Origin of the sequence: Longispora fulva, from assembly GCF_015751905.1 — a bacterium.
GTDB classification, from domain to species: Bacteria; Actinomycetota; Actinomycetes; order Mycobacteriales; family Micromonosporaceae; genus Longispora; species Longispora fulva.
Window position 1 is genome coordinate 4,524,279 of record NZ_JADOUF010000001.1, and the last position, 20,206, is coordinate 4,544,484.

Here is a 20,206-nt window from a genome sequence, read left to right on the forward strand (position 1 = left end):
GTCCGAATACCGGTGTTGTATTCGGGCGGATCTGCGGCGCCGCAGGTCGGGCTCTGGGCCCGCCACAGGCCGGCGAAGATCCTCGAGACACGACCTTAGACGCGTGCCGCACCCGAGGGAGCGGGTGCGGCACGCGGCGGATTGGGCGGGGACTCCGGAATCCCCGCCCAACCCTGTGGCAACCGAGCTACACCCCTACCCCTCAGTGGAAGCGCGCTCGGTGACCGACCCGGCGACACGCAACGCCGGGCTCATCTCCGCGATCGGTCGGCCACCGGGACCGGCGGTGGTGCCGTGATCGCGGCGAAGGACGGCAACAGCCTGGCCACCTGGACCAGGGCGGGCCACAACGACACGGTGCTGACGACTGGGAGAAACGCCGGCACCGGAACTCGATCGTCCGGTGCGGAACGGGGCCACAGCATGTTCCGCCTCCTATCCGATCTTATTGGACGAACTGTCCAACGAGATTGGACACTACTGGGCCATGTCGTCCGCCCGCAAGGGGTCTACAGGAGTAACCTTTGTTATCTGCTAATCGAGTCGGCATCCCGAGGCCCCGTTGAACGCATTGCAGCAGCTCATCCGCTCAAGGATGGAGGATCGCCGATGGTCGTACGGCGATGTCGCCCAACGCGGCGGCCTGCCTCGCTCCACCGTGCACCACATCGCGACCACTGACCGACTCACCCGCCCCCCTAATCCGACCACACTCGAGCGCCTGGCCATCGGCCTGGAGGTGCCGCTCGACACCGTCCGCGCGGCGGCAGCCGACGCCGCCGGTCTGAGCACCTGGCACCAATCGGTGACCGATCCCGAGATCGACGTCCTAGTGGCAGGACTCACACAACTCAGCCCACAGGACCGCAGGCATGTCCAGGCGCTGGTGGAGTCCCTTCTGGATGACGAACGCCGCCGCAACGATCTTCCCTGACACCGATTTCACGCGGGTAACCCTTACGTAACAACCCGTTATGGGCTTACGGTAGTCGGTGTGAGCGCCGATCTCCGTTAGGGGGAGCCGATGCGGGTCGTGCGCTGTTCGACATTGCCCGTGCTGGTGCGGATCGCCGACCGGGATGACGTCCTGGTTTCCGTACCGGCATGTCTGTCGACAGAGGACGTACTGTCGCTGGCCTTTCTCGTGCTGTGCCGCGAGGAGTACTGCGAGTTGAGCCGAGAGCTCGCCCTGGGAGTGGGCGAGCTCGTGTTGGGACGGGCGTCAGAGTGACCGCAGGTCGAGGAAGTGCCAGACGAGGGACTCGTGGTCCCCTGTCGACCAGCACAGGACGCCGTCACGGACCAGAACTCCGTAGGCCGTGGACTCCACGAGCACGGCCCTGCGGCGCCCGATGTCGTACAACCAGACCTTGAGGGCGCTGCCGGTCGCGTTGGACACCCCGGGGGTCGAGTACACCTCGTAGCGGTCCAGCGGGGCCGGACCGAAGCCGAGCGGCTGCGCGTCGGGTCCACCGATCCGGCGCGCGTCCGTGCCGTCCGTCCGGCGCAGCTCGAAGTCCCCACTGCCGTCCATCGTGGTCGTCACCGACCGGCACCACGCCGGTGAGCAGGTCAACTGCCGGCCCGGGACCTCCGCCTCCGGCCGCCGCTCGCCGGTCGCCAGGTTGCGCAGCTCCATCGGCCGGCCCGGCGCCGCCACGGTCCACGGCCACGCGGACAACACCACGTTCCCAGGGACCGGCAGCCGGGTCACCGCCCCGCCGCCGACCGGCACCGACCGGATCTCCGTGTCCGCCTCGCCGACCGCCGACGCCCACCGGACCTGGCCCTCGGCGACCTGGATGTCGTAGCCCGTGCCGTAGATCAGCGGACTGCCGGTGTCGGCCGTGAGCTGCCGGGCCGGCCCCCCGGCCCGCGCGGCCGTCCACACCGTGTAACTGACCCTGCCGTCGCCGCCCGACGCGCTGCGCAGCCAGAACAGCCCCTCGGCCGTCGCCGTGACCGCGTCGACGGACGACGCCCGGTCGGCCGGGGCCAGCTCGCGGTAGCCGCCCGGGGAGCGGAGCACGAACGACGGCGCCGCCGCCTCCACGGCCAGACTCCCCACCGAGTTCTCATGATCGAGAAACAGCATCGGCGTGTACGACTGCCCGTCGGCCCCCATCGCCGGCAGCGCCCCCGTCACCGCCTTCGGCCACACGGAGGCCACGGTCGCCGGGCCGGCCGGGGCCCGCCGGGGCGACTCCGAGGTCGGCAGCGCCAGCAGCGCCCCCACGGCGGCCACCGCCGCCACCGTGCCCAGCCGCAGTCTGAGGTCGGTCACGTGCGCGAAGCCCGGTCCAGCATGCCGCCGAGATTACCTGGGAAAAAGAGTTGGCAGCGGCTGGGGCGGCGGCATAACGTAGCCATCGAGACGTTGAGAGGAGGTGGTCCAGAGTTGAGTAAGAATCGGACACATGAGGTGGCTGTTTCTTAGCCGCGGTCCTTCTGGACTCTCGATGGTCGCTGGCCGGACGCGGTGCGGCGACAGAGACAGCCATCTGATCCCCGGGGTGCCGGAGCTTGTCCTCCCGGCCCGTGCCGCAAGGCGCGGAAGCACCCCGGGGATCACCCTTTTCCAGATCACAAACTTTTTCTGTTACGGCGACACCCGGCCCGGTCTCCAGCGGCACGATCCCTACCAGAGTGGGGCATACCGCTCGGCGAAGACGCCCGGTAGCCCGCCGGTGTGCAGGAAGACCGTGGTGGCCTCCGGATCCAACTCCCCGTCCCTGACCCCGGCCGCGAGCGCCGCCATGGCCTTGCCGGTGTAGACCGGGTCGAGGATCAGCCCCGTCGTCCGCGCCGTCAGCCCGATCGCCGCGAGGGCCTCACGGGTCGGCACTCCGTAGCCGCCGCCCAGGTGGCGCTCGTCGAGCACCAGCTCCCCCGCCGGGGCCGGCCGACCCGCCAGCGCCGCCGCCTCCCCCGCGAGCCGCCGCACCCGGTCGCGCAGGTCCGCGAACTCCGTGACCCGGACGCCACCGACCAGCCCCCAGTCGCCGAACCCGGCCGCGAGCCCGGCGTGCGTCCCCGCCGAACCCGTCGCCGTCACGACCAGCCGCACGTCGGGCACCTGCGCCCGGAGTTCGTCGGCCGCCCGGACGTAGCCGAGCGCACCCAGCGGGGAACTGCCGCCGAACGGGACCAGGTAGCCGCCCCGGGCCGCCGTCGCCGCCGCGATCGCGTCCTCCAGCGGGCCGGTGGTCCACTCGACCGTGGCCCCGAGCAGCCGGTCGAGGACCAGGTTGCCGCTGGCCTGCGCCGGCGGATCCCCGGCGAGCACCAGATGACATCCGAGCCCCAGGTACGCGGCAGCCGCCGCCGTCGCCCGGGCATGGTTGCTCTGCGGGCCGCCGCCGGTGACCAAGAGAGTGTGGCCGGCCGCCTGGGCATCGGCGCACAGATACTCCAACTTGCGGGCCTTGTTGCCGCCCCCGGCCAGGCCGGTCAGGTCGTCGCGCTTGATCCACAGGGCGCCGGGGCGCATGCCGATCGCCGCGGCCAGCCGGTCGGCGCGCTGCACCGGGGTCGCCCCCGACGTGAACTCCACCCTCGCATCCATCCGCCATGTGTACCCGAAAGTCAGTCAACGGCGAGCAGAATCGCCTCCGCCGGCTGGGTCGCCGGGTCCAGCCGCCGCTGTAGCAGGCTGGCCCCGGCGGCGGCGGCCCGGAACCGCTCGGGCAGGTCCTCCCCCGGCCCGTGGTGTCCGCTGCCGGTCAGTTGCTCGGCCTCGGCGGCCAGGCACAGCGCCCCGACGCGGATCTGGGTGATCATCTCGGCCCAGACCGACCGCTTCCAGGTGAAGAGTTCCCAGGCCATGGTGTCCAGCCGGGCGGTGGCGGCGTGCACCCACGGGGACGACGTCCGGGCCGCCGCGAGCGCCCTCAGGTCGAGGCAAGCCTGCCGGGTGATGTCAGCCAGGTCCTCCAGATCGACCGTCCGGCTCTCGACCACCGGGTCCACCGCCCGGCCCATTCCCCAGAGGAACCCCATCGACAACAGCTGCTCGGGGGTGTTCACATGGCCCTCTGGTCGACTCGCCCTGAGCAGCCCTGCCTCCACGGCGCCGGCGGTGACGTGCCCCATCGCCCCGACCCGGGCGAGGCCGAGCAGGCGGTCCACCTTCCGGGTCCGGACGGCGTCGAGTTCCTCCTCGCTGACGGGGTGGGCCAGGGCCTGACCCAGTTCCTCGAGGTCAGGGGCGAGGACCGCCGCGAGTGGCGAGGGCAGCCGCACGATCTCCGCGTAGGCCGACAGGAGGTCGAGGACGACCGTGTCGCCGAACCGTTTCCAACCCTGCGACCGGATGTCGCCGTACGCGTCCCAGACCCGGGTGGAGATCCGCTTCAGGGCGTCCGTCTCGGACCGGGCGCTCTGCGGCAGGACTCTTCGCGCCATGGAGAGGGCGAAGCCGAGACCGAGGTTCCCGAGGAGCGCGTCCGTGACGGGCCACACGGAGGCGTCGTCGGTCTCCTCGGCGTGGGCCAGGATCCGCAGGTCCGAGAGCACCCGCACCAGCACGAGTCCGGCGATCGCGATCTCGGGGTCGGCCAGATCCGCGTCCCAGTCTGCGCGCACCAGCTCGCGCGGGACCGCCCAGGGGTGCGACAGCCGCGGTGACGTCCACAGCGCCGGCCGACGCGCACCGGGCTCGGAAGTCCACAGGCTCGGCGGACCGACCGGATCTCCCGTGCCGCCGGACCACGCGCCGGACAGCAGCTCCTGGACCATGCCGTCGGCCACCTCGTCGCCGGTGGGCAGGCGGCACGACGTTCCGCCGGTCACCGCGTTGACCCACTCGACGAACTCGGCCGCGCGACCACCGAGGACGCCACGAACCGGCTTGTCGGTGGAGCCGGACGAGAGGATCACCATCGCGGGGTCGGGCGACATGTCCTGCAAGGCCTCCAGCTGGAACATCCGGTAGAGCGTCGCGGGGACCAGCCGCGCGCAGATCGCCTGGTCACGGGCGGTGTGCACCACGTTCCGCAGGTGTCGGGTGGCCATCACCCCGGCGAACAGCCGGCGTTGCGCGGCATACGCGTCCCCCACCATCGGCGTGACCAGGAGCAGTTCCAACCGTGCGGCGAGTCCGCGGTCGAGTGGCCGGGTGGGCGGCGCGTCCTCGGCGCAGTCGAAGGCCAGATTCCAGGCGGTGACGGTGTCGCGCGCCAGGCACGCGCGGACCACCTGGTCGGGGCCGGTGATCAGGGCGTAGAAGAGCAGGGTCTCGTGCCACCAGGGGTCGTTCACCGGAAGCTCGTCCGGGGCCGACGCGGCCAGGGCGACGGCTGACAGGTACTCCTGGAAGGTGCGGTGGGTGAAGGCGTAGCGGCCGATGCCGCTCTCCACGAACAGACCGTGCAGGCCGACCAGGTCGAGGAAGCTCTCGGCCGCGACCGGGAGCGCCACCATCTGTGGCCGGAGCTGGTCGAGGACCTGGGCCCGAGTCCAGGTGGTGGCGCTGCCCTCACGGGTCATGGCCAGGGCCAAGCCGCTGAGCAGGGCCTCGGACCGCTCGATCGGGAGCGGGACCACGATCCGCTTGTCCTTCTGGCGGTCCTCCAGGACCGTGCGGCAGATCTGCCGGTACAGCTCCAGCCGGCTCGCCGGCAACGAACCGTGGTCGCGGTGCACGAAGAACAGCATGGTCAGCAGCAGCGGGTTGCGGGTCAGCGGCCGGAGCCGGGACGCCGCGCCGAGCTGTCGGGACAGGTCAGCGGCCCGCTGGGCGGCCTCGCGCGAGGCCAGCGCGTCGTACGCGTCGACGACGAAGGCGTTCACCTGGTCCGTGGTGAACGGTTCGACCTCCAGGACGTCGGCGTCGTCGAGGCCGCCGGCCCGGTAGCCGTCGGGGCGGGAGGACAGCAGGTAGTCGTTTCCGTGGTAGCGGAGGATCTGGGTGTTGGCCCAGGTCACGATCGCTGATCGTTCCTCCTCGGTGGCCACCTCGTCGAGGCCGTCGAGGAGGACGACGCACCGGCCGGCGAGCAGGAGTCCCTCGAACCAGTCCACCAGGGCGTCGACCCGGCGCGGTTCCGGGGCGAGGAGGCCGGGCACCGTCCCGCCGGTGAGCAGCGGGGCCTTGGCTCGGCCAACCAGGGTCGACAGCCGGATGGCCGGGTCGGCGGCGATCGTGGCGGCGTGTTCGCGCAGCGCGAGGAAGAGCGGGGTTCTGCGGCCGCGGGCACCGGGGTTCAGGTACGCCTGGCGCGCGATCCTGCGGAGCAGCGTGCTCTTGCCGCTGCCCGGGCCGCCGAGGACCACCAGGACCGAGGGGCCGTCGGTGTTCAGGAAACTGGTGATGTCCTGGCGGCGGTCGCCGTCGGCGCGGCCGTCGCGGACCAGGTGCGGGGAGGCGCTGCGCGGGGCGCGGGAGACGAGGCTGACGTCGACGTACACCCGGTCGAGGTCCAGGCCCCGGGCCACCAGGCCGCCGAAGCCCTCGCGGCCCATGGAGCGGGAGTCGGTGAGGACGACCCGGCGGTACCACGGGCCGAAGCGGGAGAACCAGCGCACCAGCAGCAGTTCCAGCCACGCGGCGAGCCGGGGCCGCACGTGGCCGAACCCACCGGCGGCCAGCTTGCCGAGGCCGGTCACCGCGAGGGCGACACCAGCCACCACCGTGGGGCCGAGGTAGCGGTGGTGCACGGTGACGTTGATCCAGGGGCCGACCACTGGGACCGAGGTCAGCCCCGCGCCCAGCGCGACCAGCCAGGACGGGAGACTCTTGGGACTCGCCACCCCAGCATTATGCGCCGGCCAGGCCATCCACTAGGGACACCGACGTTTGACGGAGAGCCGACAGGACGGTGGGGCCGCGACGGCCGGCGCTGCCGGGTCGGGCCCCTCCGTAACCGTCAAGGTCTTATGGGGTGAACCAGGTGGGGGCGGCGGTGCGGAAGGCCGTCGGGCTCAGCGACCCGGCACCCTCCGGGACGACGCCGGTCACCGGCGGCAGGTCGTCGCGGTTCGTGCGGTGCGCCAGCTCGGGTTCGCGCGGCCAGGAGCCGATCACCACGTCGGCGGTCAGGCTCCGGCGGGCGATCGCCTCCAGGGTCAGGGCCGTGTGGTTGAGGGTGCCCAGGCCGGCGCGGGCGACGACGACGAGCGGGGCGTCGAGCGCCGCGGCGAGGTCGGCGATGGTCCAGCCGTCCTCGCCGAGCTGGACGAGCAGGCCGCCGGCGCCCTCGATCAGGACCAGGTCCCCGTCGAGGTCGGCCACGGCGTCGACGACGGTCCGCATGGCGAGTTCCGGCAGGCCGGAGGTGCGGGCGGCGGTGCGCGGGGCGAGCGGGTCCGGGTAGCGGACCAGTTCCACGGTGCGCACCCCGGCGAGCCGGGCCACGGTCTCCGCGTCGGACTCCTCGCCGGGGGTCAGGCCGGTCTGGGCCGGCTTGACCATCACCACCCGCTCGCCCCTCGCCACGGCCGCCGCCGCGAGCGCGGCGGTCACGATCGTCTTGCCGACACCGGTGTCGGTCCCGGTCACAAGGACGGTGCGCACGCGGTCACCACCTCCAGAGCTCGATCGAAATCATGCCGGGGTACGCCGGCGTTGATCGTCAACCGCAGCCGCGCCGTGCCGTCCGGGGTGGACGGTGGCCGGAAGCAGCCCACGGCGACGCCCTTGTCCCGGCACGCGGCGGCCCAGTCCACGGCGGCCTGCGGCGAGGCGGCCGGCACGGACAGGACCCCGCCGGCCGGTACGCCCGGCAGGTCCAGCGCCTCCGACGCCGTGGCTGCCCGGGACCGCAGCTCGTCGCGGGCGAGGTCGAAGCCCCGGGCGAGTCCTACGGCGGCCCGCGCGCCCGCCATCACGGCCGGCGGCGGGGCGGTGTCGTAGATGAACGTGCGGCCGGTGTCGACCAGGTGCCGCCGGACCGCGGCCGGGGCGAGGACGACCCCGCCGGCCGCGCCCAGCGACTTGGACAGCGTCGCGGTGACGATCACGTCGGGTTCGCCGGCGATCCCCGCGTCGGCGGGGCCGCCCGCGCCGCGCGGGCCGATCACGCCGAGGCCGTGCGCGTCGTCCACGAGGAGGATCGCTCCGGCGTCCCGGCAGGCGCGGTGCAGTTCGGCGAGGGGGGCGAGGTCGCCGTCCACGGAGTAGATGGACTCCACGATGACGAGCGCGCCGGCCCGCAGGTTCGCCGCGATGTACGCGACGTCGTTGTGCGGCGCGACCAGCGGGGTCAGGCCGGTGGCGCGGACGCCGTCGATCAGGGAGGCGTGCGCGTGCGCGTCGATGACGAGGTGGGTGTCCCGGCGGGCCAGGGCGCGGATCACGCCGAGGTTGGCCAGGTAGCCGGAGGAGTAGACCAGGGCCGTCTCCGCGCCGGTCCAGGTGGCCAGCTCGGACTCCAGGCGCTCGTGCTCCGGGGTGCCGCCCCGGACCAGGCGGGAGCCGGTCGCGCCGAGGCCGTAGTCGGCGAGGGCCTGGGCGGCGGCCTTGAGCACGACGGGGTGGCGGGACAGGCCGAGGTAGTCGTTGCCGGCCAGGTCCACGGCCTGGGGGTCGCGGGCCGTGGCGGTGCGGCTGAGGCCGGCCTTGGCGCGGAGTTCGGCCTTGCGGGTGAGGCGGGCCCAGGTCACTCGGGGTCCCCTGACGGGCCGCGCCGGACGCCGTCGGCGCGCACGCGTCTACCGGCGAGCGGGCTGGCGGCGTGGGCGGTGCGCCGGGTACCGCTGTGGGTGTGGCCGGGCGTGCCCCGCAGCGCGACGGGGATCTCCGCGAGCGGGGTCACGTGGTCGCCCGCCCGGGGGCGGGGCACGGCCTGACCCGTGGCCGCGTGCGTCGTGCTCATCGGACGACCTCGTCGATCGCCTCGGCGAGGGCCTCCACCATCAGGTTCTGTTCCGCCTCGCCCAGGGTCAGCGGCGGCATCAGGATGACCGTGTCGCCGAGGGGCCGCAGCCACACGCCGCGCTTCCGCGCCGCGCGGCACACCTCGAATCCGGTCCGGTGCCGCACATTGGCGACCTCGACGCCGATCATCGCACCGAGCTGGCGGATCTCCACGACGCTGTCGCGGTCGCCGACCGGCTTGAGCAGGTCCGCGAGCCGCGCGCCGAGGACGGCCACCTGGCCGGGCAGGTCGCGCTCGACGGCCAGGGTGAGGTTGGCGTTCGCGGCGGCGCAGGCCAGGGGGTTGGCGGTGTAGGTGTGGCCGTGGAAGAAGGTCTTCTCGGGGGCGCCGAGGAAGGCCGAGTACACCTCGTCGGTGGCGAGGACGGCCGACAGCGGCAGGTACCCGGCGGTAATGCCCTTTCCGCAGGTCAGCAGGTCGGGGGTGATCCCGGCGTGCTGGTGCGCCCACATCGGGCCGGTCCGGGCGATGCCGGTGGCGACCTCGTCGACCATCAGCAGTGCGCCGTACTTCGTCGCCAGCTCACGGGCGGCGCGCAGGAACGACGCGTCGTAGGTGAGCATGCCGGCGGCGGCCTGGACCATGGGTTCGAGCACGATGGCGCACACCTGGTCGCCCTGCGCGGCCATGACGGCTTCGAGCTCCTTGATGACCTCGGCAGCCCGCTCGACGGGCGTCTGACCGGGGGCCCGCAGGCCCGGCGAGCCGACGGTGGCCGTCTTCAACAGCAGTGGGCGGTAGGTCGCGTGGAACAGCTTCATGCCCCCGACGGACACCGCCCCGAGGGTGTCCCCGTGGTAGGCCTCGGACAGGTGCACGAACAGCGGCCGGGGCTGCCCGGACTGCACCGAGTACTGGTAGGCGATCTTCAGCCCGGCCTCGACGGCGGACGAGCCGTCGCCGGCGTAGAAGACCTTGTCCAGGCCCGGGGTGAGCGCGAGCAGCTTCTCGGCGAGCTCGATGCCCGGGGTGTGCGTGGCGCCCAGGAAGGTGGAATGGTCGAGTTTGCCCAACTGCGCGATGATCGCGGCGTCGATCTCCGGGGTGCGGTGCCCGAAGGTCGTGACCCACAGCGACGAGACGCCGTCGAGGTATTTCCGGCCGTCCGTGTCGTACAACCACGGACCCTCGGCCCGGTCGACTACGGTCGGTTCATCTTCCAGCCACATTCCGTGCTGAGTGAAGGGATGCCAGACGCTCGCGGCATCGCGACGGAGCCAATCAGACACAGGTGCCCCCAGTTGTGTGCTCCCCACAGGATCGCTTGTAGGGTAACGCCATGTCTGATGTCCTCGCGCGGGCCCGCCGCGAAGTACTGCCCACCGGCGTCGGCCTGGACGAGGCCGGTGTCCTCGAGGTCCTCGAGCTGCCCGACGACCAGCTCCCCGACGCCCTCCAGCTCGCGCACGAGGTGCGGATGGCCTGGTGCGGCCCGGAGGTCGAGGTCGAGGGCATCGTGTCCCTCAAGACCGGCGGCTGCCCCGAGGACTGCCACTTCTGCTCCCAGTCGGGGCTGTTCCAGTCCCCCGTGCGCAGCGTGTGGCTCGACATCCCGGAGCTCGTGAAGGCCGCGCAGCAGACCGCCGCGACCGGCGCGACCGAGTTCTGCATCGTCGCCGCCGTGCGCGGCCCCGACGCGAAGCTGATGAAGCAGATGCGCGACGGGGTCAAGGCCATCAAGGAGGCCGTGGACATCCAGGTCGCCGCCTCCCTGGGCATGCTCAACCAGGAGCAGGTCGACGACCTGGTCGACATGGGCGTGCACCGCTACAACCACAACCTCGAGACCTGCAAGTCACACTTCCCGAAGGTGGTCACCACCCACTCGTGGGAGGAGCGGTGGGACACGCTGAACATGGTCCGGGCGTCGGGCATGGAGGTCTGCTGCGGCGGCATCCTCGGCCTCGGCGAGTCCCTGGCCCAGCGCGCCGAGTTCGCGGTGCAGCTCGCCGAGCTCCAGCCGCACGAGGTGCCGCTGAACTTCATCAACCCGCGCCCCGGCACCCCGCTCGAGGAGTTGCCGCTGGTCGAGACCGCCGATGCGCTGCGGGCCATCGCGGCGTTCCGGTTGGCGCTGCCGAAGACCATTCTCCGGTACGCCGGCGGGCGCGAGCTCACCCTCGGTGACCTGGGCACCCGCGACGGCCTGCTCGGCGGCATCAACGCCGTGATCGTCGGCAACTACCTGACGACGCTCGGCCGGTCCGCCGACGAGGACCTGAGCCTGCTCGTGGACCTGAACATGCCGATCAAGGCCCTGAACACGACGCTGTAAGGGGTGACCATGTGGTGTGACCACTGTGGCGGTGACCTGGCGCTCGGGGAGCACGACTCATGCCGGGCGGCCCGGACCATGGAGCCACCCCGGTTCTGCCCGGAGTGCCGGCGGCGGATGAAGGTCCAGGTGCTACCCACCGGTTGGTCCGCATCCTGCGTGGAACACGGCGTGACCAGCGACACTGGCGTTTCCTGAACGACGCACGAGGCGTGGCGGCTCCCCTAGGATGACGTCATGCCTCGTGCCCGTTTCGCCCTCGCTGTGGGCTCCGCCGCCCTGCTCGCCCTCGCCGGCTGCGGTACCGCCGCCGACAAGAAGTCCGACACCAAGCCGGACGCGTTCGGGTGTACGGCGGACAAGCTGCCCACCCTCGCCAAGGGCAAGCTGACGTTCGGCACGGACAACCCTGTCTACGGCCCGTGGTTCGTCGACAACAAGCCGGAGAGCGGCCAGGGCTTCGAGTCGGCCGTGGCGTACGCGGTGGCCGACAAGCTCGGCTTCCCGAAGGACCAGGTCGTGTGGACCAGGGTCACCTTCAACGCGGCGATCGCGCCCGGCCCGAAGGCGTACGACATCGACATCAACGAGTTCTCGATCACCGAGGACCGCAAGAAGGCCGTCGACTTCTCCACCGGGTACTACGACGTGAAGCAGACCGTCATCGCCCTGAAGAGCTCGAAGATCGCCGGGGCGACGTCGATCGCGGCGCTCAAGGGCGCCAAGCTCGGCGCGCAGGTCGGCACGACCAGCTACAAGGCCATCACCGACGTGATCAAGCCGACGGACAAGCCGGGCGTGTACAACAACAACGACGACGCGAAGGCCGCGCTGGCCAACGGCACCCTCGACGGCCTGGTCGTGGACCTGCCGACCGCGTTCTACATGACCGGGGCCGAGATCAAGGACTCCGTCATCGTCGGCCAGCTCCCGCCGCTGCCGGGTGTGCAGCAGGAGCAGTTCGGCCTGGTGCTGGACAAGGGCTCGAAGCTGACGGGCTGCGTGAGCCAGGCCGTCGACCAGCTGCGCAGCAACGGCAAGCTCGCCGAGCTGGCCAAGCAGTGGCTGGCCGGCGCGGACGGCGCCCGCGAACTGTCGTGACGTACCAGCCCAGCGAGCTCCAGCTCGAACGGGTCGCCTACAAACGCTCCCGGGCGGTCCGTTCGGTGCTGATCGCGGCGGCGTCCACGGCCGTGCTCGGCACCGTCCTGGTCGTGGCCGTCACCGGCTCCCCCGGCTGGCAGAAGGTCAAGGAGACGTTCCTCGACCTCGACACCGCCCGGTCCTCGCTGCCGGCGATCCTCGACGGCCTGGTGCTCAACCTGTGGCTGCTGCTGTTCTGCGCTCTGGGCGCGCTGGCGCTCGGGCTGCTGGTCGCCGTCGTGAAGACCCTGCGCGGGGCGGTGTTCTTCCCGGTCCGGGCGCTGGCGACGGCGTACACCTACGGGTTCCGGGGCATGCCGCTGATCATCGTGCTGTACGTGCTCTGCTACGGCGTACCGGGCCTGCGGTTCTCGTGGACCCCGCCCGTCGTGGTGCTCGGCGGGATCGCGATCGTGGTGACGTACGCGGCGTACATCGCCGAAGTGTTCCGGGCCGGCATCGAGTCGGTGCACCCGAGCCAGCGGGCCGCCGCGCGCTCCCTGGGCCTCACGTACTGGCAGACGATGCGGCACATCGTGCTCCCGCAGGCCGTGCGCCGGGTGACGCCCGCGCTGCTCAACGACCTGGTCGCGTTGCAGAAGGACGTGGGGCTGGTGTCCATCGCCGGGGTGATCGACGCGGTCCGCGCCGCCCAGATCGAGGTCGCGACGAGCTACAACTTCACGCCGTACATCATCGCGGGTCTGATCTTCGTTCTGCTGGCCATCCCGCTGATCGCCGTCACCGACTGGGTGACGCTGCGGGCCGCCCGGCGGCAGTCGGCGGGAGGCACGTCGTGAACCCGGTGCTGAGCTGCGTGGACGTCCGCAAGACCTTCGGTGCGAACGTGGTCCTCGACGGCCTGAGCCTCGACGTCGGCGAGCACGAGGTGGTAGTGCTGATCGGCGCGTCCGGCTCCGGAAAGTCCACCCTGCTGCGGTGCGTGAACCTGCTCGAGGACATCGACGACGGCGCGATCCGGCTCGACGACGAACACATCACCGACCCGCGGGTGAACCCGGACAAAATCCGGCAGAAGATCGGGATCGTGTTCCAGTCGTTCAACCTGTTCCCGCACATGAGCGTCCTGGACAACATCACCCTCGCACCGGTCCGGGTGCACGGCCTGTCCCGGCGCGACGCCGCCGACAAGGCCCGCGAGCTGCTGGCCCGGGTCGGGCTCGCCGACCGGGCGGGCGAGTATCCCGACCGGCTGTCCGGCGGCCAGCAGCAGCGGGTCGCGATCGTCCGCGCCCTGGTCAACGCGCCCCGGCTGCTGCTCCTCGACGAGGTCACCTCCGCGCTCGACCCGGAGCTGGTCGGCGAGGTGCTGAGCATGGTCCGCGACCTGAAGAACGACGGCATGACCATGGTGATCGCCACCCACGAGATGGGTTTCGCCCGGCAGGTCGCCGACCGGGTGTGCTTCCTGCACCAGGGCCGGGTGCTGGAGTCAGGGCCGCCGGCGCAGGTGTTGGGCGCGCCGACCGAGGAGCGGACCCGGCAGTTCGTGCGACGGATCATCGAGGCGGGAAGACTGTGAAGCTGAAGCTGGATCTGCACGACATCTTCAACAAGGGCCGCGACATCGAGCGGTCGCTGCAGGACATCATCAACCAGGCCGTCGAGAAGAAGGCCACCAGCGTCGAGATCATCCCGGGGAAGGGTTCCGGGGCGCTGAAGAAGACCGTGCTGCGGTTCCTGGAACGCAAGGACATCAAGGCGCTCTACCACCGGGTGGAGAAGGACTCCGACAATTTCGGTCGGCTCTTCGTCCATTTCAAGTGGAAGGGCAAAGGCCACTAGCCAGGTACGACCCGAGCGGCGTCAGCCCTGGATCCGAGTCACGACCACGGCCGTGCCCATCACGCAGAGAATCCTCTCGCTCGTGGTGAGCTTGACGTCGATGATGGCGTTCGCCCGGAAGCCGTTCGCCTGTTCGATGATGGTCTGGATCATCGTGGGCAGGTTACCGCCGCCGATACTGCCCGGGAAGCAGTCGGCGAAGACCAGGCCCCGGATCTCGAACGTGTGGCCCGGGACGTCCGGGAGACTCGACACCAGCATGCGGTGATCCTAGATCGCCGGGGCCCGCGCGTGGGGCCCCGTCGCGCCGGCTAGCGCAGGGCGCCCCGGCGGGCGGCCGGGGTGCCGATCCGCAGGGTCTCGCTGATCACCTCGCGGAGCACGGCCGGTGCCGGGGCCTCGGCGAACACGGTCACCGTCTGGCTCGTGCCGTCCAGATGGGCGACCGTGACCTCGTAGTTGAACCGGTCGCAGCACAGGTCCGGGCTGCTGTAGCTCGGGGCGAGCGCCTGGAACTCACGGCCGCCGGCCAGGTCGAGGACCCGGGGCGCGTCGAGGTGCGGGGTCCAGCGGCTGACGGTGACGGTGCGGTCGACGCCGCCGAAGCCGCCGGTCTGGCGGACGGCGACCTGGAAGGCCACGGTCTCCCTGGCCACGGGGCGCAGCGGCGAGGCGGGCGCGGGGGCGGCGACGCCGATCAGGAGCAGGGCGGCCACGGCGGTCACGATACGGGCGATCATGCCCGGTATAACCGGATTACTGCGGCGGGGACACGGCCTCGGACGCGGGTGCCAACGCCGATCGATCCTTGGTCATGGCGTGTGGGTGCTGGCATGATCGGCCGATGCGCCGGGTCCTCCTCCTCTCCGCCACCGTCCTGGTGACCCTGCTCGCCGGGCTCGTGAACCTCCGGCTGTACAGCCCCAGCCCGCTGGAGCGGCGGTCCGACGACGTGGCGGCCGAGGCGGTGTCCCGGCTGGAGCACCTGAGGGACACGTTGGACGGCGGGGCGGCCGAGGAGGCCCAGGGGCTCTTCCCGGAGGGCTACTTCTTCTCCTACGAGCTGTACGGGCTGAGCTGGGTCAACGTCGGCCTGCGCTCGCCGGCACACCAGAAGAGGGCGCTCTCCGAGGCGCGGTGGGCCCTGGAGCACGTGGACTCCGACGCCGGCCGGGCACCGTTCTCCGCCAGCCTGTCCCCCGCGTACGGCGCGTTCTACGTCGGCTGGTCGAACTGGCTGCGCGGCGGGATCGTGAAACTGTCGGGTGATCCCTCGGCACCGGAGCGGCCGAAGCTGAGGGCCGAGACGAAGAGCCTGTCGGAGGCGCTGCTGGCGAGTCCGACGCCGTTCCTGCAGTCCTATCCGGGGCAGGCGTGGCCGGTGGACTCGGTGGTGGCCGTGGCGTCCCTGGCGCTGGCCGAACAGGTCGGCGAGGGCGACTACGCCGGCGTGGTCGGCCGGTGGCTGGCGGCGTCCGACGAGCACCGCGACCCGGCGACCGGGCTGCTGCCGCACCGCACGTACCCGGCCGACGGCCGGCCCGTCGAGGGCGCGCGGGCGACGTCGCAGGTGGTGGCGCTGCGGTTCCTCGCCGAGCTGGATCCGGCCCGGGCCCGCAGGGACTGGACGACGTTCCGGGACCTGTTCGCCTCGACCCTGCCGGGTGCGCCCGGGATCCGGGAGTTCCCGCGCGGGGCGTCCGGCGGCAGGGACGTGGATTCCGGGCCGCTGGTGTTCGGGCTGTCGGCGTCGGCGAGCGCCGTGGGGCTGGGGACGGCCGTGCTGTTCGGGGACCAGCGCACGGCCGCGGAGCTGTCCGGGCTGGCGGAGGCGACCGGGTTCCGGGTCGGGGACAGCTATCTCGGCGGGCTGGTGCCGATCGGGGACACGTTCATGGTGTGGTCGCTGACCACGACCGGGTGGGTGGCCGGGGGCGCAGCGGTCGAGGAGCGGCCGGAGCGGAACTGGCGGTGGCCGTGGCAGCTGGTGTCCGTGCTGGTGGTGGGACCGTTGTCCGTGCTGTCGTGGCGGTCGGTGCGCCGCCGCCGGGCCGGAGGCGGGGCCGGCCCGACGCCTGGGCCGTCAGCGGATGTTGCTGGTGTGCCCGAGTGAGTAGCGCCCCGGCTGCGGCCAGTACGTGAGCCCGTGCGGCCCCGAGCCGACCGGGATCCGTTTGACCAGCTCACCACTGGTGGTGTCGAAGACGTACACCTCGTTGTGGTATCTGCCGGAGACCCAGAACCGGGTGCCGTCGGCCGACAGCGAACCCATGTCCGGACTGCCCCCGCCGGGGATGGTCCACTTGCCGGTCTTCGCTCCGGTGACCGGGTCCAGCACCGTGATCGTGCCCTCGCCCCGGTTGGTGACGAACATCCGCTTGGAGTCGCGGGAGAAGTAGACGGCGTGCGCGCCCCGGCCGGTGGGGATGAAGCCGATCTGCCTGTCGGCGTTGCCGTCGAAGACGTACACCCCGTTGGCCATCATGTCGGCGACGTAGAACCGTTTGCCGTCCGGGGACAGCCGGGAGTCCTGGGGCATGCCGTTGGCCACCTGGTCGAGGGTGAAGCTGCCGACCTGCTCCATCGTGGCCACGTCCACGACGATCATCTTGTTGGCGAACTCGCACGTCACCAGGGCCCGCTTGCCGTCGGCCGTGAAGTCCATGTGGTTGACCCCGGCGCACTCGGGCACGGAGAGCTTCTTGTTCGGCTTCCACGACGGGTACTCGTAGAAGTCGAGCCGCTTGTACGCCTCCGCGACCACGATCGCGAACCGCCCGTCCGGCGTGAAGTACAGGTTGTACGGGTCCTGCACATGGATCACCTCGCCGGGCTTCCCCGTCTTCGGGTCGATCGGCGTGAGGCTGCCGCCGGGGATCTCGTCGGCCGTGGCGTAGAGCGTCCTCATGTCGTACCCGGGCACCACGTGCTGGGGTTCCTTGCCCCCGTCGAACTTGTCGATCACCTGGTACGTCTTCGGGTCGATCACCCAGATGTCGTGGCTGCCGTTGTGCGGGACGTAGACGAGTTCGCGCGCCCCGGCGACGGCGGCGCTGAACGTGTTCGTCGCGGCGTACACGTCGGCGGTGTCGATCGGCGGCGGCATGCCCGGCAGCAGGTCCATGGTCGGGGTGGGCGGGGCGCTGGTCACTGCCGGGGTGGGCACCGGCTCCGGCTGGGCCTGAGGTTTCGGATCGGCCTGGCCGCAGCCGGCGAGGGCGGTGACGGCCACCAGCATTACCCCAAAAATACGCTTTTTACCCACATTGCTCAGGGTACCCGGACGACTACCCAGCTCGTGCGCCGCCCGCTACCGTGAACGCCATGGCTCTCGGCATAGCGCTACTCATCGATGTGTTGCGGGTGTGGCTGCCCTCCCTGATCACGGTGTACGGCGCGGCCGGCAGCACCCCGGCCGAGCAGATCGGCCTGTTCGCGCTCCTCGTGTTCAGCGCGGCGTGGCTCGCCGTGCCGCTGGCAAGGAAAGCCGGACCGGACCGGTTCGCGATGACGTCGGTGATCGGCCTCGTCGCCGCCCGGGTCCTGTTGCAGGCCACCCACGGCGGCACCGGCCAACTGGTGCTGGCCACGGCCGGGCTCGTGTTCGGACTGTGGTGGATCGTGGCCCTCGCCGTCGGCGGACTCGACGGCCGGCGGGCCGTGACCGGGATCGTCGGCGGCTTCGCGATCAGCACCACCGGGCACGCCCTGCTCGGCGGCGTGGACCTGATGTGGCGGCACGGCTGGTGGGCCTGGGCGGTGCTGGTCGTCGTCGGCCTCGGGACGCTGGCCGCCGCGGTCCGCACGGACCTCGACTCCCCCGCCGCCGCCCCCGCCCCCGACCGGTTCTGGTTCGCCGTCGGGCCGGCGCTGCTCGTGTTCGGCGTCCTCACCGGATCGACGGCCCGTGCGGGAGCGCTGACCGGGGTGTGGGGCGTGGCGCTGGTCGCCGGTGCCGGCATCCTCGCGGTCCGGCTGGCCAGGGTCGGACACGAGGCCAGCGCCTGGTTCGGCAGGTCGGCGTGCCTGGTGCTGGTCGTCGGCGTGGACGCGGTCACGCACGGGGGTTGGCGCGGCGTGCTCCTCACCGTGGCGACCACCCTGGCCCTCGGCCCCGCGCTAGGCCTGGCGGCCCGGCCCGCGCGGAACCGCCACCCGGGACAGCTGGCCGCCGCCGGACTGCTCGTCTTCGTGGTCCTGTTCTTCCTGTACTACGCGGCCTACGACCTCGACCTCCCGTTCGGCAACGACATGGTGCTCCTGGCCGCCCTCGCCTGCGTCGGCGTCGCCGCCCTGCTCGGACGGGACGGCGGCCCGGTCCAGCGCGACCGGCGGCCCTGGTCCCTGTTCTGGGCCGTGACGCTCAGCTTCGACGCCGTCCTGTTCGGAGGGCTGGCGCTGCTGGTCGCCGTCAACGGGCAGCCGGTCGTGGCGGACGCGACGCCGCCGGGAACGGTGCGGCTGGTGTCGTACAACATCAGAATGGGTTTCGGGCTCGACGGGCGGTTCTCCGTGGACGCCCTCGCCGACACGATCCGGAGCCAGAATCCCGACGTGGTGCTCCTCAGCGAGGTCGACCGGGGCTGGTTCCTCAACGGCGGCCACGACACCCTCGGCCTGCTCGCCCGGCGGCTCGGCATGCGCTACGTCTTCGCCCCGGCCGCCGACCAGGTCTGGGGCGACGCGATCCTGACCAGGGCCACGATCGTGTCCTCTCGGTCCGTCACGTTGCCGCGGGAGGGTCCGACCGGGGCGCAGGCGCTGGGCGTCGTACTCCGGGTGGCCGGCGGCCGGGAGCTGGCCGTGGTGTGCACCCACTTCCAGCCGGCCGGCGACTCCCCGGCCCTCAGCCAGGCGGTGGTCGCGGCCCGGCTCGTCAGCCAGCTGGCCGCCGGCGGCCGGCCGGTCGTCCTGGCCGGGGACCTGAACATCGAGCCGGGCGCGCCGGCCTTCGCGCCCCTGACGACGGCCGGGCTGACCGACGCGCTCGCGCCGAGCCGGCCGGTGCCGACGTTCCCCGCCGACAGGCCGACCCAGCAGATCGACCACGTGCTGATCACGACGGGGCTGACGGCGATCGGGGTGGTGACCCCGGACAGCCGGGCGTCGGACCACCGGGCGGTGGCGGTGTCCCTCCAGGTGGGATAGCCCGGCGGGTGGCGGCCCGGTCGCTCGCCTCAGCGCGGTCCGGGCGTCCCGGGCAGGGTCGCGGCGACGCCGTCGAGGAGTACCCGCAGGCCGAACTCGAACGCCCGGGACGGATCGTGCGCCGCCTGGTACTCCTCGCCGGACGCCGAGCCGACCCTGGCCGCCAGCGGAAAGCGCTCCGCGTCGAACACCCGCTCCAGCAGCGGCCCGTTCGCCTCCCACCACTCCTGGTCGGTGATGCCCGTGCTGCCGAGGGCCTGGGCGTCCTCGACGGCGCCCCGGACCGCGCCGTGCACGTAGTCGTTGACGAGCTGGACGAGCAGGTCCATCTCGATGTCCGTGAGCCCGAGCCCGTCGACGGCCCCCAGCTCCCGCTCGTACTTGGCGATGGTGTGCGGGCCCAGCACCGGCCGGCTGGAGGCGACCCGCAGCAGCCAGGGGTGCCGCAGGTAGAGGGCCCGGTTGTCGCGGGCGACCCGCTCCAGCCGGGTCCGCCAGTCCCCGGCCGCGCCGGGAGCCGTCCCCGCGCCGCCCGGGGCCGGCTCCGCGCCGACGGCGACCCGTTCGTCGTCGCCCGTGGCCAGCTCCGCGTACACGGAGTCGAGCATCAGGTCGAGGAGTTCGCCCTTGCCGGGGACGTAGTTGTACAGCGACATCGCGGTCACGCCCAGCGCGTCGCCGACCTTGCGCATCGTGAGCACGTCCAGGCCCTCCGCGTCGGCGATCGCGACCGCCGCCGCCGTGATCCGGGCGACCGTGAGCTTGGGCTTCGGGCCCCGGCGCGGCTTGTCCTGGACGCCCCAGAGCAGTTCCATGCTGCGGGCCGGGTCGCCGGTGCCGCTGTACTCGATGCTCACCCCGTCATTGTGCACGCCGGACCGTGCGAGCAGGGCCACAACTCCATACCTGGTAAACTATTTACAGCGTATGGATATAATCGGGCTCTGACGAGAGGAGC

The 20,206-nt window shown here is 71.8% G+C and carries 21 protein-coding genes; 10 read left to right on the forward strand and 11 right to left on the reverse strand.

Features of this window, described 5'->3' with window-relative positions:
• Nucleotides 1–562 precede the first annotated feature (562 nt).
• Nucleotides 563–934, forward strand: coding sequence for a helix-turn-helix domain-containing protein (locus tag IW245_RS20035; RefSeq protein WP_231398873.1), 372 nt, complete (start codon nucleotides 563–565; stop codon nucleotides 932–934).
• A 90-nt stretch (nucleotides 935–1,024) separates the two neighbouring features.
• A complete protein-coding gene (locus IW245_RS20040; protein WP_197004705.1) occupies nucleotides 1,025–1,231 on the forward strand; it encodes a hypothetical protein in 207 nt (68 codons plus the stop codon).
• Here the strand turns inward: IW245_RS20040 and IW245_RS20045 are convergent.
• The 7 genes from IW245_RS20045 to bioA all read right to left on the reverse strand — a co-directional run bounded on the left by IW245_RS20045 (nucleotide 1,223) and on the right by bioA (nucleotide 10,132).
• Nucleotides 1,223–2,284, reverse strand: coding sequence for a hypothetical protein (locus IW245_RS20045; RefSeq protein WP_197004706.1), 1,062 nt, complete (start codon nucleotides 2,282–2,284; stop codon nucleotides 1,223–1,225). The two genes, IW245_RS20040 and IW245_RS20045, sit on opposite strands and share 9 nt — an antisense overlap.
• A gap of 354 nt (nucleotides 2,285–2,638) precedes the next feature.
• On the reverse strand, nucleotides 2,639–3,565 hold the full coding sequence (locus IW245_RS20050) for a pyridoxal-phosphate dependent enzyme (protein WP_197004707.1): 927 nt from the start codon (nucleotides 3,563–3,565) through the stop codon (nucleotides 2,639–2,641).
• A gap of 20 nt (nucleotides 3,566–3,585) precedes the next feature.
• A complete protein-coding gene (locus IW245_RS20055; protein WP_197004708.1) occupies nucleotides 3,586–6,750 on the reverse strand; it encodes an NACHT domain-containing protein in 3,165 nt (1,054 codons plus the stop codon).
• 124 nt (nucleotides 6,751–6,874) lie between these two features.
• Nucleotides 6,875–7,513 (reverse strand): dethiobiotin synthase, encoded by a 639-nt coding sequence (bioD, locus tag IW245_RS20060; protein ID WP_197004709.1) that lies wholly within the window; start codon nucleotides 7,511–7,513, stop codon nucleotides 6,875–6,877.
• A complete protein-coding gene (locus tag IW245_RS20065; RefSeq protein WP_197004710.1) occupies nucleotides 7,495–8,601 on the reverse strand; it encodes an 8-amino-7-oxononanoate synthase in 1,107 nt (368 codons plus the stop codon). The genes bioD and IW245_RS20065 overlap by 19 nt, the downstream gene beginning before the upstream one ends.
• Nucleotides 8,598–8,813: a hypothetical protein gene (locus IW245_RS20070; protein WP_197004711.1), complete on the reverse strand. Its 216-nt coding sequence runs from the start codon at nucleotides 8,811–8,813 to the stop codon at nucleotides 8,598–8,600. Before IW245_RS20070 ends, IW245_RS20065 begins: the two co-directional genes overlap by 4 nt.
• A complete protein-coding gene (gene bioA / locus IW245_RS20075) occupies nucleotides 8,810–10,132 on the reverse strand; it encodes an adenosylmethionine--8-amino-7-oxononanoate transaminase (RefSeq protein WP_307788899.1) in 1,323 nt (440 codons plus the stop codon). Before bioA ends, IW245_RS20070 begins: the two co-directional genes overlap by 4 nt.
• A gap of 23 nt (nucleotides 10,133–10,155) precedes the next feature.
• Here bioA and bioB point away from each other — a divergent pair, with 23 nt between their 5' ends.
• Genes bioB through IW245_RS20100 form a run of 6 tightly spaced genes read left to right on the forward strand, consistent with a single transcriptional unit; the run spans nucleotide 10,156 to nucleotide 14,100 of the window.
• On the forward strand, nucleotides 10,156–11,151 hold the full coding sequence (bioB, locus tag IW245_RS20080; RefSeq protein ID WP_197004713.1) for a biotin synthase BioB: 996 nt from the start codon (nucleotides 10,156–10,158) through the stop codon (nucleotides 11,149–11,151).
• A gap of 9 nt (nucleotides 11,152–11,160) precedes the next feature.
• Complete coding sequence (gene bsaP, locus IW245_RS42810; protein WP_231399925.1) at nucleotides 11,161–11,349, forward strand: biotin synthase auxiliary protein BsaP; 189 nt, start codon at nucleotides 11,161–11,163, stop codon at nucleotides 11,347–11,349.
• 39 nt (nucleotides 11,350–11,388) lie between these two features.
• Nucleotides 11,389–12,252: an ABC transporter substrate-binding protein gene (locus tag IW245_RS20085; RefSeq protein ID WP_197004714.1), complete on the forward strand. Its 864-nt coding sequence runs from the start codon at nucleotides 11,389–11,391 to the stop codon at nucleotides 12,250–12,252.
• Complete coding sequence (locus IW245_RS20090; RefSeq protein WP_197004715.1) at nucleotides 12,249–13,094, forward strand: amino acid ABC transporter permease; 846 nt, start codon at nucleotides 12,249–12,251, stop codon at nucleotides 13,092–13,094. The genes IW245_RS20085 and IW245_RS20090 overlap by 4 nt, the downstream gene beginning before the upstream one ends.
• Complete coding sequence (locus tag IW245_RS20095; protein WP_197004716.1) at nucleotides 13,091–13,837, forward strand: amino acid ABC transporter ATP-binding protein; 747 nt, start codon at nucleotides 13,091–13,093, stop codon at nucleotides 13,835–13,837. Before IW245_RS20090 ends, IW245_RS20095 begins: the two co-directional genes overlap by 4 nt.
• A complete protein-coding gene (locus IW245_RS20100) occupies nucleotides 13,834–14,100 on the forward strand; it encodes a Smr/MutS family protein (RefSeq protein ID WP_197004717.1) in 267 nt (88 codons plus the stop codon). Before IW245_RS20095 ends, IW245_RS20100 begins: the two co-directional genes overlap by 4 nt.
• Nucleotides 14,101–14,121: 21 nt before the next feature.
• Here the strand turns inward: IW245_RS20100 and IW245_RS20105 are convergent, their stop codons facing one another.
• Together IW245_RS20105 and IW245_RS20110 are read right to left on the reverse strand one after the other, a co-directional pair.
• Entirely contained in the window at nucleotides 14,122–14,361 is a 240-nt protein-coding gene (locus IW245_RS20105) for a hypothetical protein (RefSeq protein ID WP_197004718.1), read from the reverse strand.
• Nucleotides 14,362–14,411: 50 nt separating this feature from the next.
• Nucleotides 14,412–14,840, reverse strand: a complete 429-nt coding sequence (locus tag IW245_RS20110) for a protealysin inhibitor emfourin (RefSeq protein WP_197004719.1) — start codon at nucleotides 14,838–14,840, stop codon at nucleotides 14,412–14,414.
• A gap of 104 nt (nucleotides 14,841–14,944) precedes the next feature.
• On the opposite strand from IW245_RS20110, the gene IW245_RS20115 reads away from it, so the two are divergent.
• Nucleotides 14,945–16,213: a hypothetical protein gene (locus IW245_RS20115; protein WP_197004720.1), complete on the forward strand. Its 1,269-nt coding sequence runs from the start codon at nucleotides 14,945–14,947 to the stop codon at nucleotides 16,211–16,213.
• On the opposite strand, the gene IW245_RS20120 is transcribed toward IW245_RS20115, so the two are convergent.
• The gene (locus IW245_RS20120) at nucleotides 16,184–17,338 is read right to left on the reverse strand and encodes a YncE family protein (protein ID WP_197004721.1); all 1,155 of its coding nucleotides are present in this window, start codon (nucleotides 17,336–17,338) and stop codon (nucleotides 16,184–16,186) included. The two genes, IW245_RS20115 and IW245_RS20120, sit on opposite strands and share 30 nt — an antisense overlap.
• Nucleotides 17,339–17,424: 86 nt before the next feature.
• Here IW245_RS20120 and IW245_RS20125 point away from each other — a divergent pair, with 86 nt between their 5' ends.
• Nucleotides 17,425–19,248 carry an endonuclease/exonuclease/phosphatase family protein gene (locus tag IW245_RS20125; protein ID WP_197004722.1) on the forward strand — a complete coding sequence of 608 codons (1,824 nt, stop codon included), beginning with the start codon at nucleotides 17,425–17,427 and terminating at the stop codon, nucleotides 19,246–19,248.
• Between the two features lie 29 nt (nucleotides 19,249–19,277).
• On the opposite strand, the gene IW245_RS20130 is transcribed toward IW245_RS20125, so the two are convergent.
• Complete coding sequence (locus tag IW245_RS20130) at nucleotides 19,278–20,105, reverse strand: TetR/AcrR family transcriptional regulator (protein WP_233473029.1); 828 nt, start codon at nucleotides 20,103–20,105, stop codon at nucleotides 19,278–19,280.
• Nucleotides 20,106–20,206 lie beyond the last annotated feature (101 nt).

What these genes read in the sequence shown, in the direction of transcription:
- IW245_RS20085 (WP_197004714.1), top strand. Translation starts at nt 11,389, where the DNA reads ATGCCTCGTGCCCGTTTCGCCCTCGCTGTGGGCTCCGCCGCCCTGCTC.
- IW245_RS20125 (WP_197004722.1), top strand. Translation starts at nt 17,425, where the DNA reads ATGGCTCTCGGCATAGCGCTACTCATCGATGTGTTGCGGGTGTGGCTG.
- IW245_RS20105 (WP_197004718.1), bottom strand. Translation starts at nt 14,361, where the DNA reads ATGCTGGTGTCGAGTCTCCCGGACGTCCCGGGCCACACGTTCGAGATC.
- IW245_RS20115 (WP_197004720.1), top strand. Translation starts at nt 14,945, where the DNA reads ATGCGCCGGGTCCTCCTCCTCTCCGCCACCGTCCTGGTGACCCTGCTC.
- IW245_RS20050 (WP_197004707.1), bottom strand. Translation starts at nt 3,565, where the DNA reads ATGGATGCGAGGGTGGAGTTCACGTCGGGGGCGACCCCGGTGCAGCGC.
- bsaP (WP_231399925.1), top strand. Translation starts at nt 11,161, where the DNA reads ATGTGGTGTGACCACTGTGGCGGTGACCTGGCGCTCGGGGAGCACGAC.
- IW245_RS20120 (WP_197004721.1), bottom strand. Translation starts at nt 17,338, where the DNA reads ATGCTGGTGGCCGTCACCGCCCTCGCCGGCTGCGGCCAGGCCGATCCG.
- bioB (WP_197004713.1), top strand. Translation starts at nt 10,156, where the DNA reads ATGTCTGATGTCCTCGCGCGGGCCCGCCGCGAAGTACTGCCCACCGGC.
- IW245_RS20110 (WP_197004719.1), bottom strand. Translation starts at nt 14,840, where the DNA reads ATGATCGCCCGTATCGTGACCGCCGTGGCCGCCCTGCTCCTGATCGGC.
- IW245_RS20070 (WP_197004711.1), bottom strand. Translation starts at nt 8,813, where the DNA reads ATGAGCACGACGCACGCGGCCACGGGTCAGGCCGTGCCCCGCCCCCGG.
- IW245_RS20040 (WP_197004705.1), top strand. Translation starts at nt 1,025, where the DNA reads ATGCGGGTCGTGCGCTGTTCGACATTGCCCGTGCTGGTGCGGATCGCC.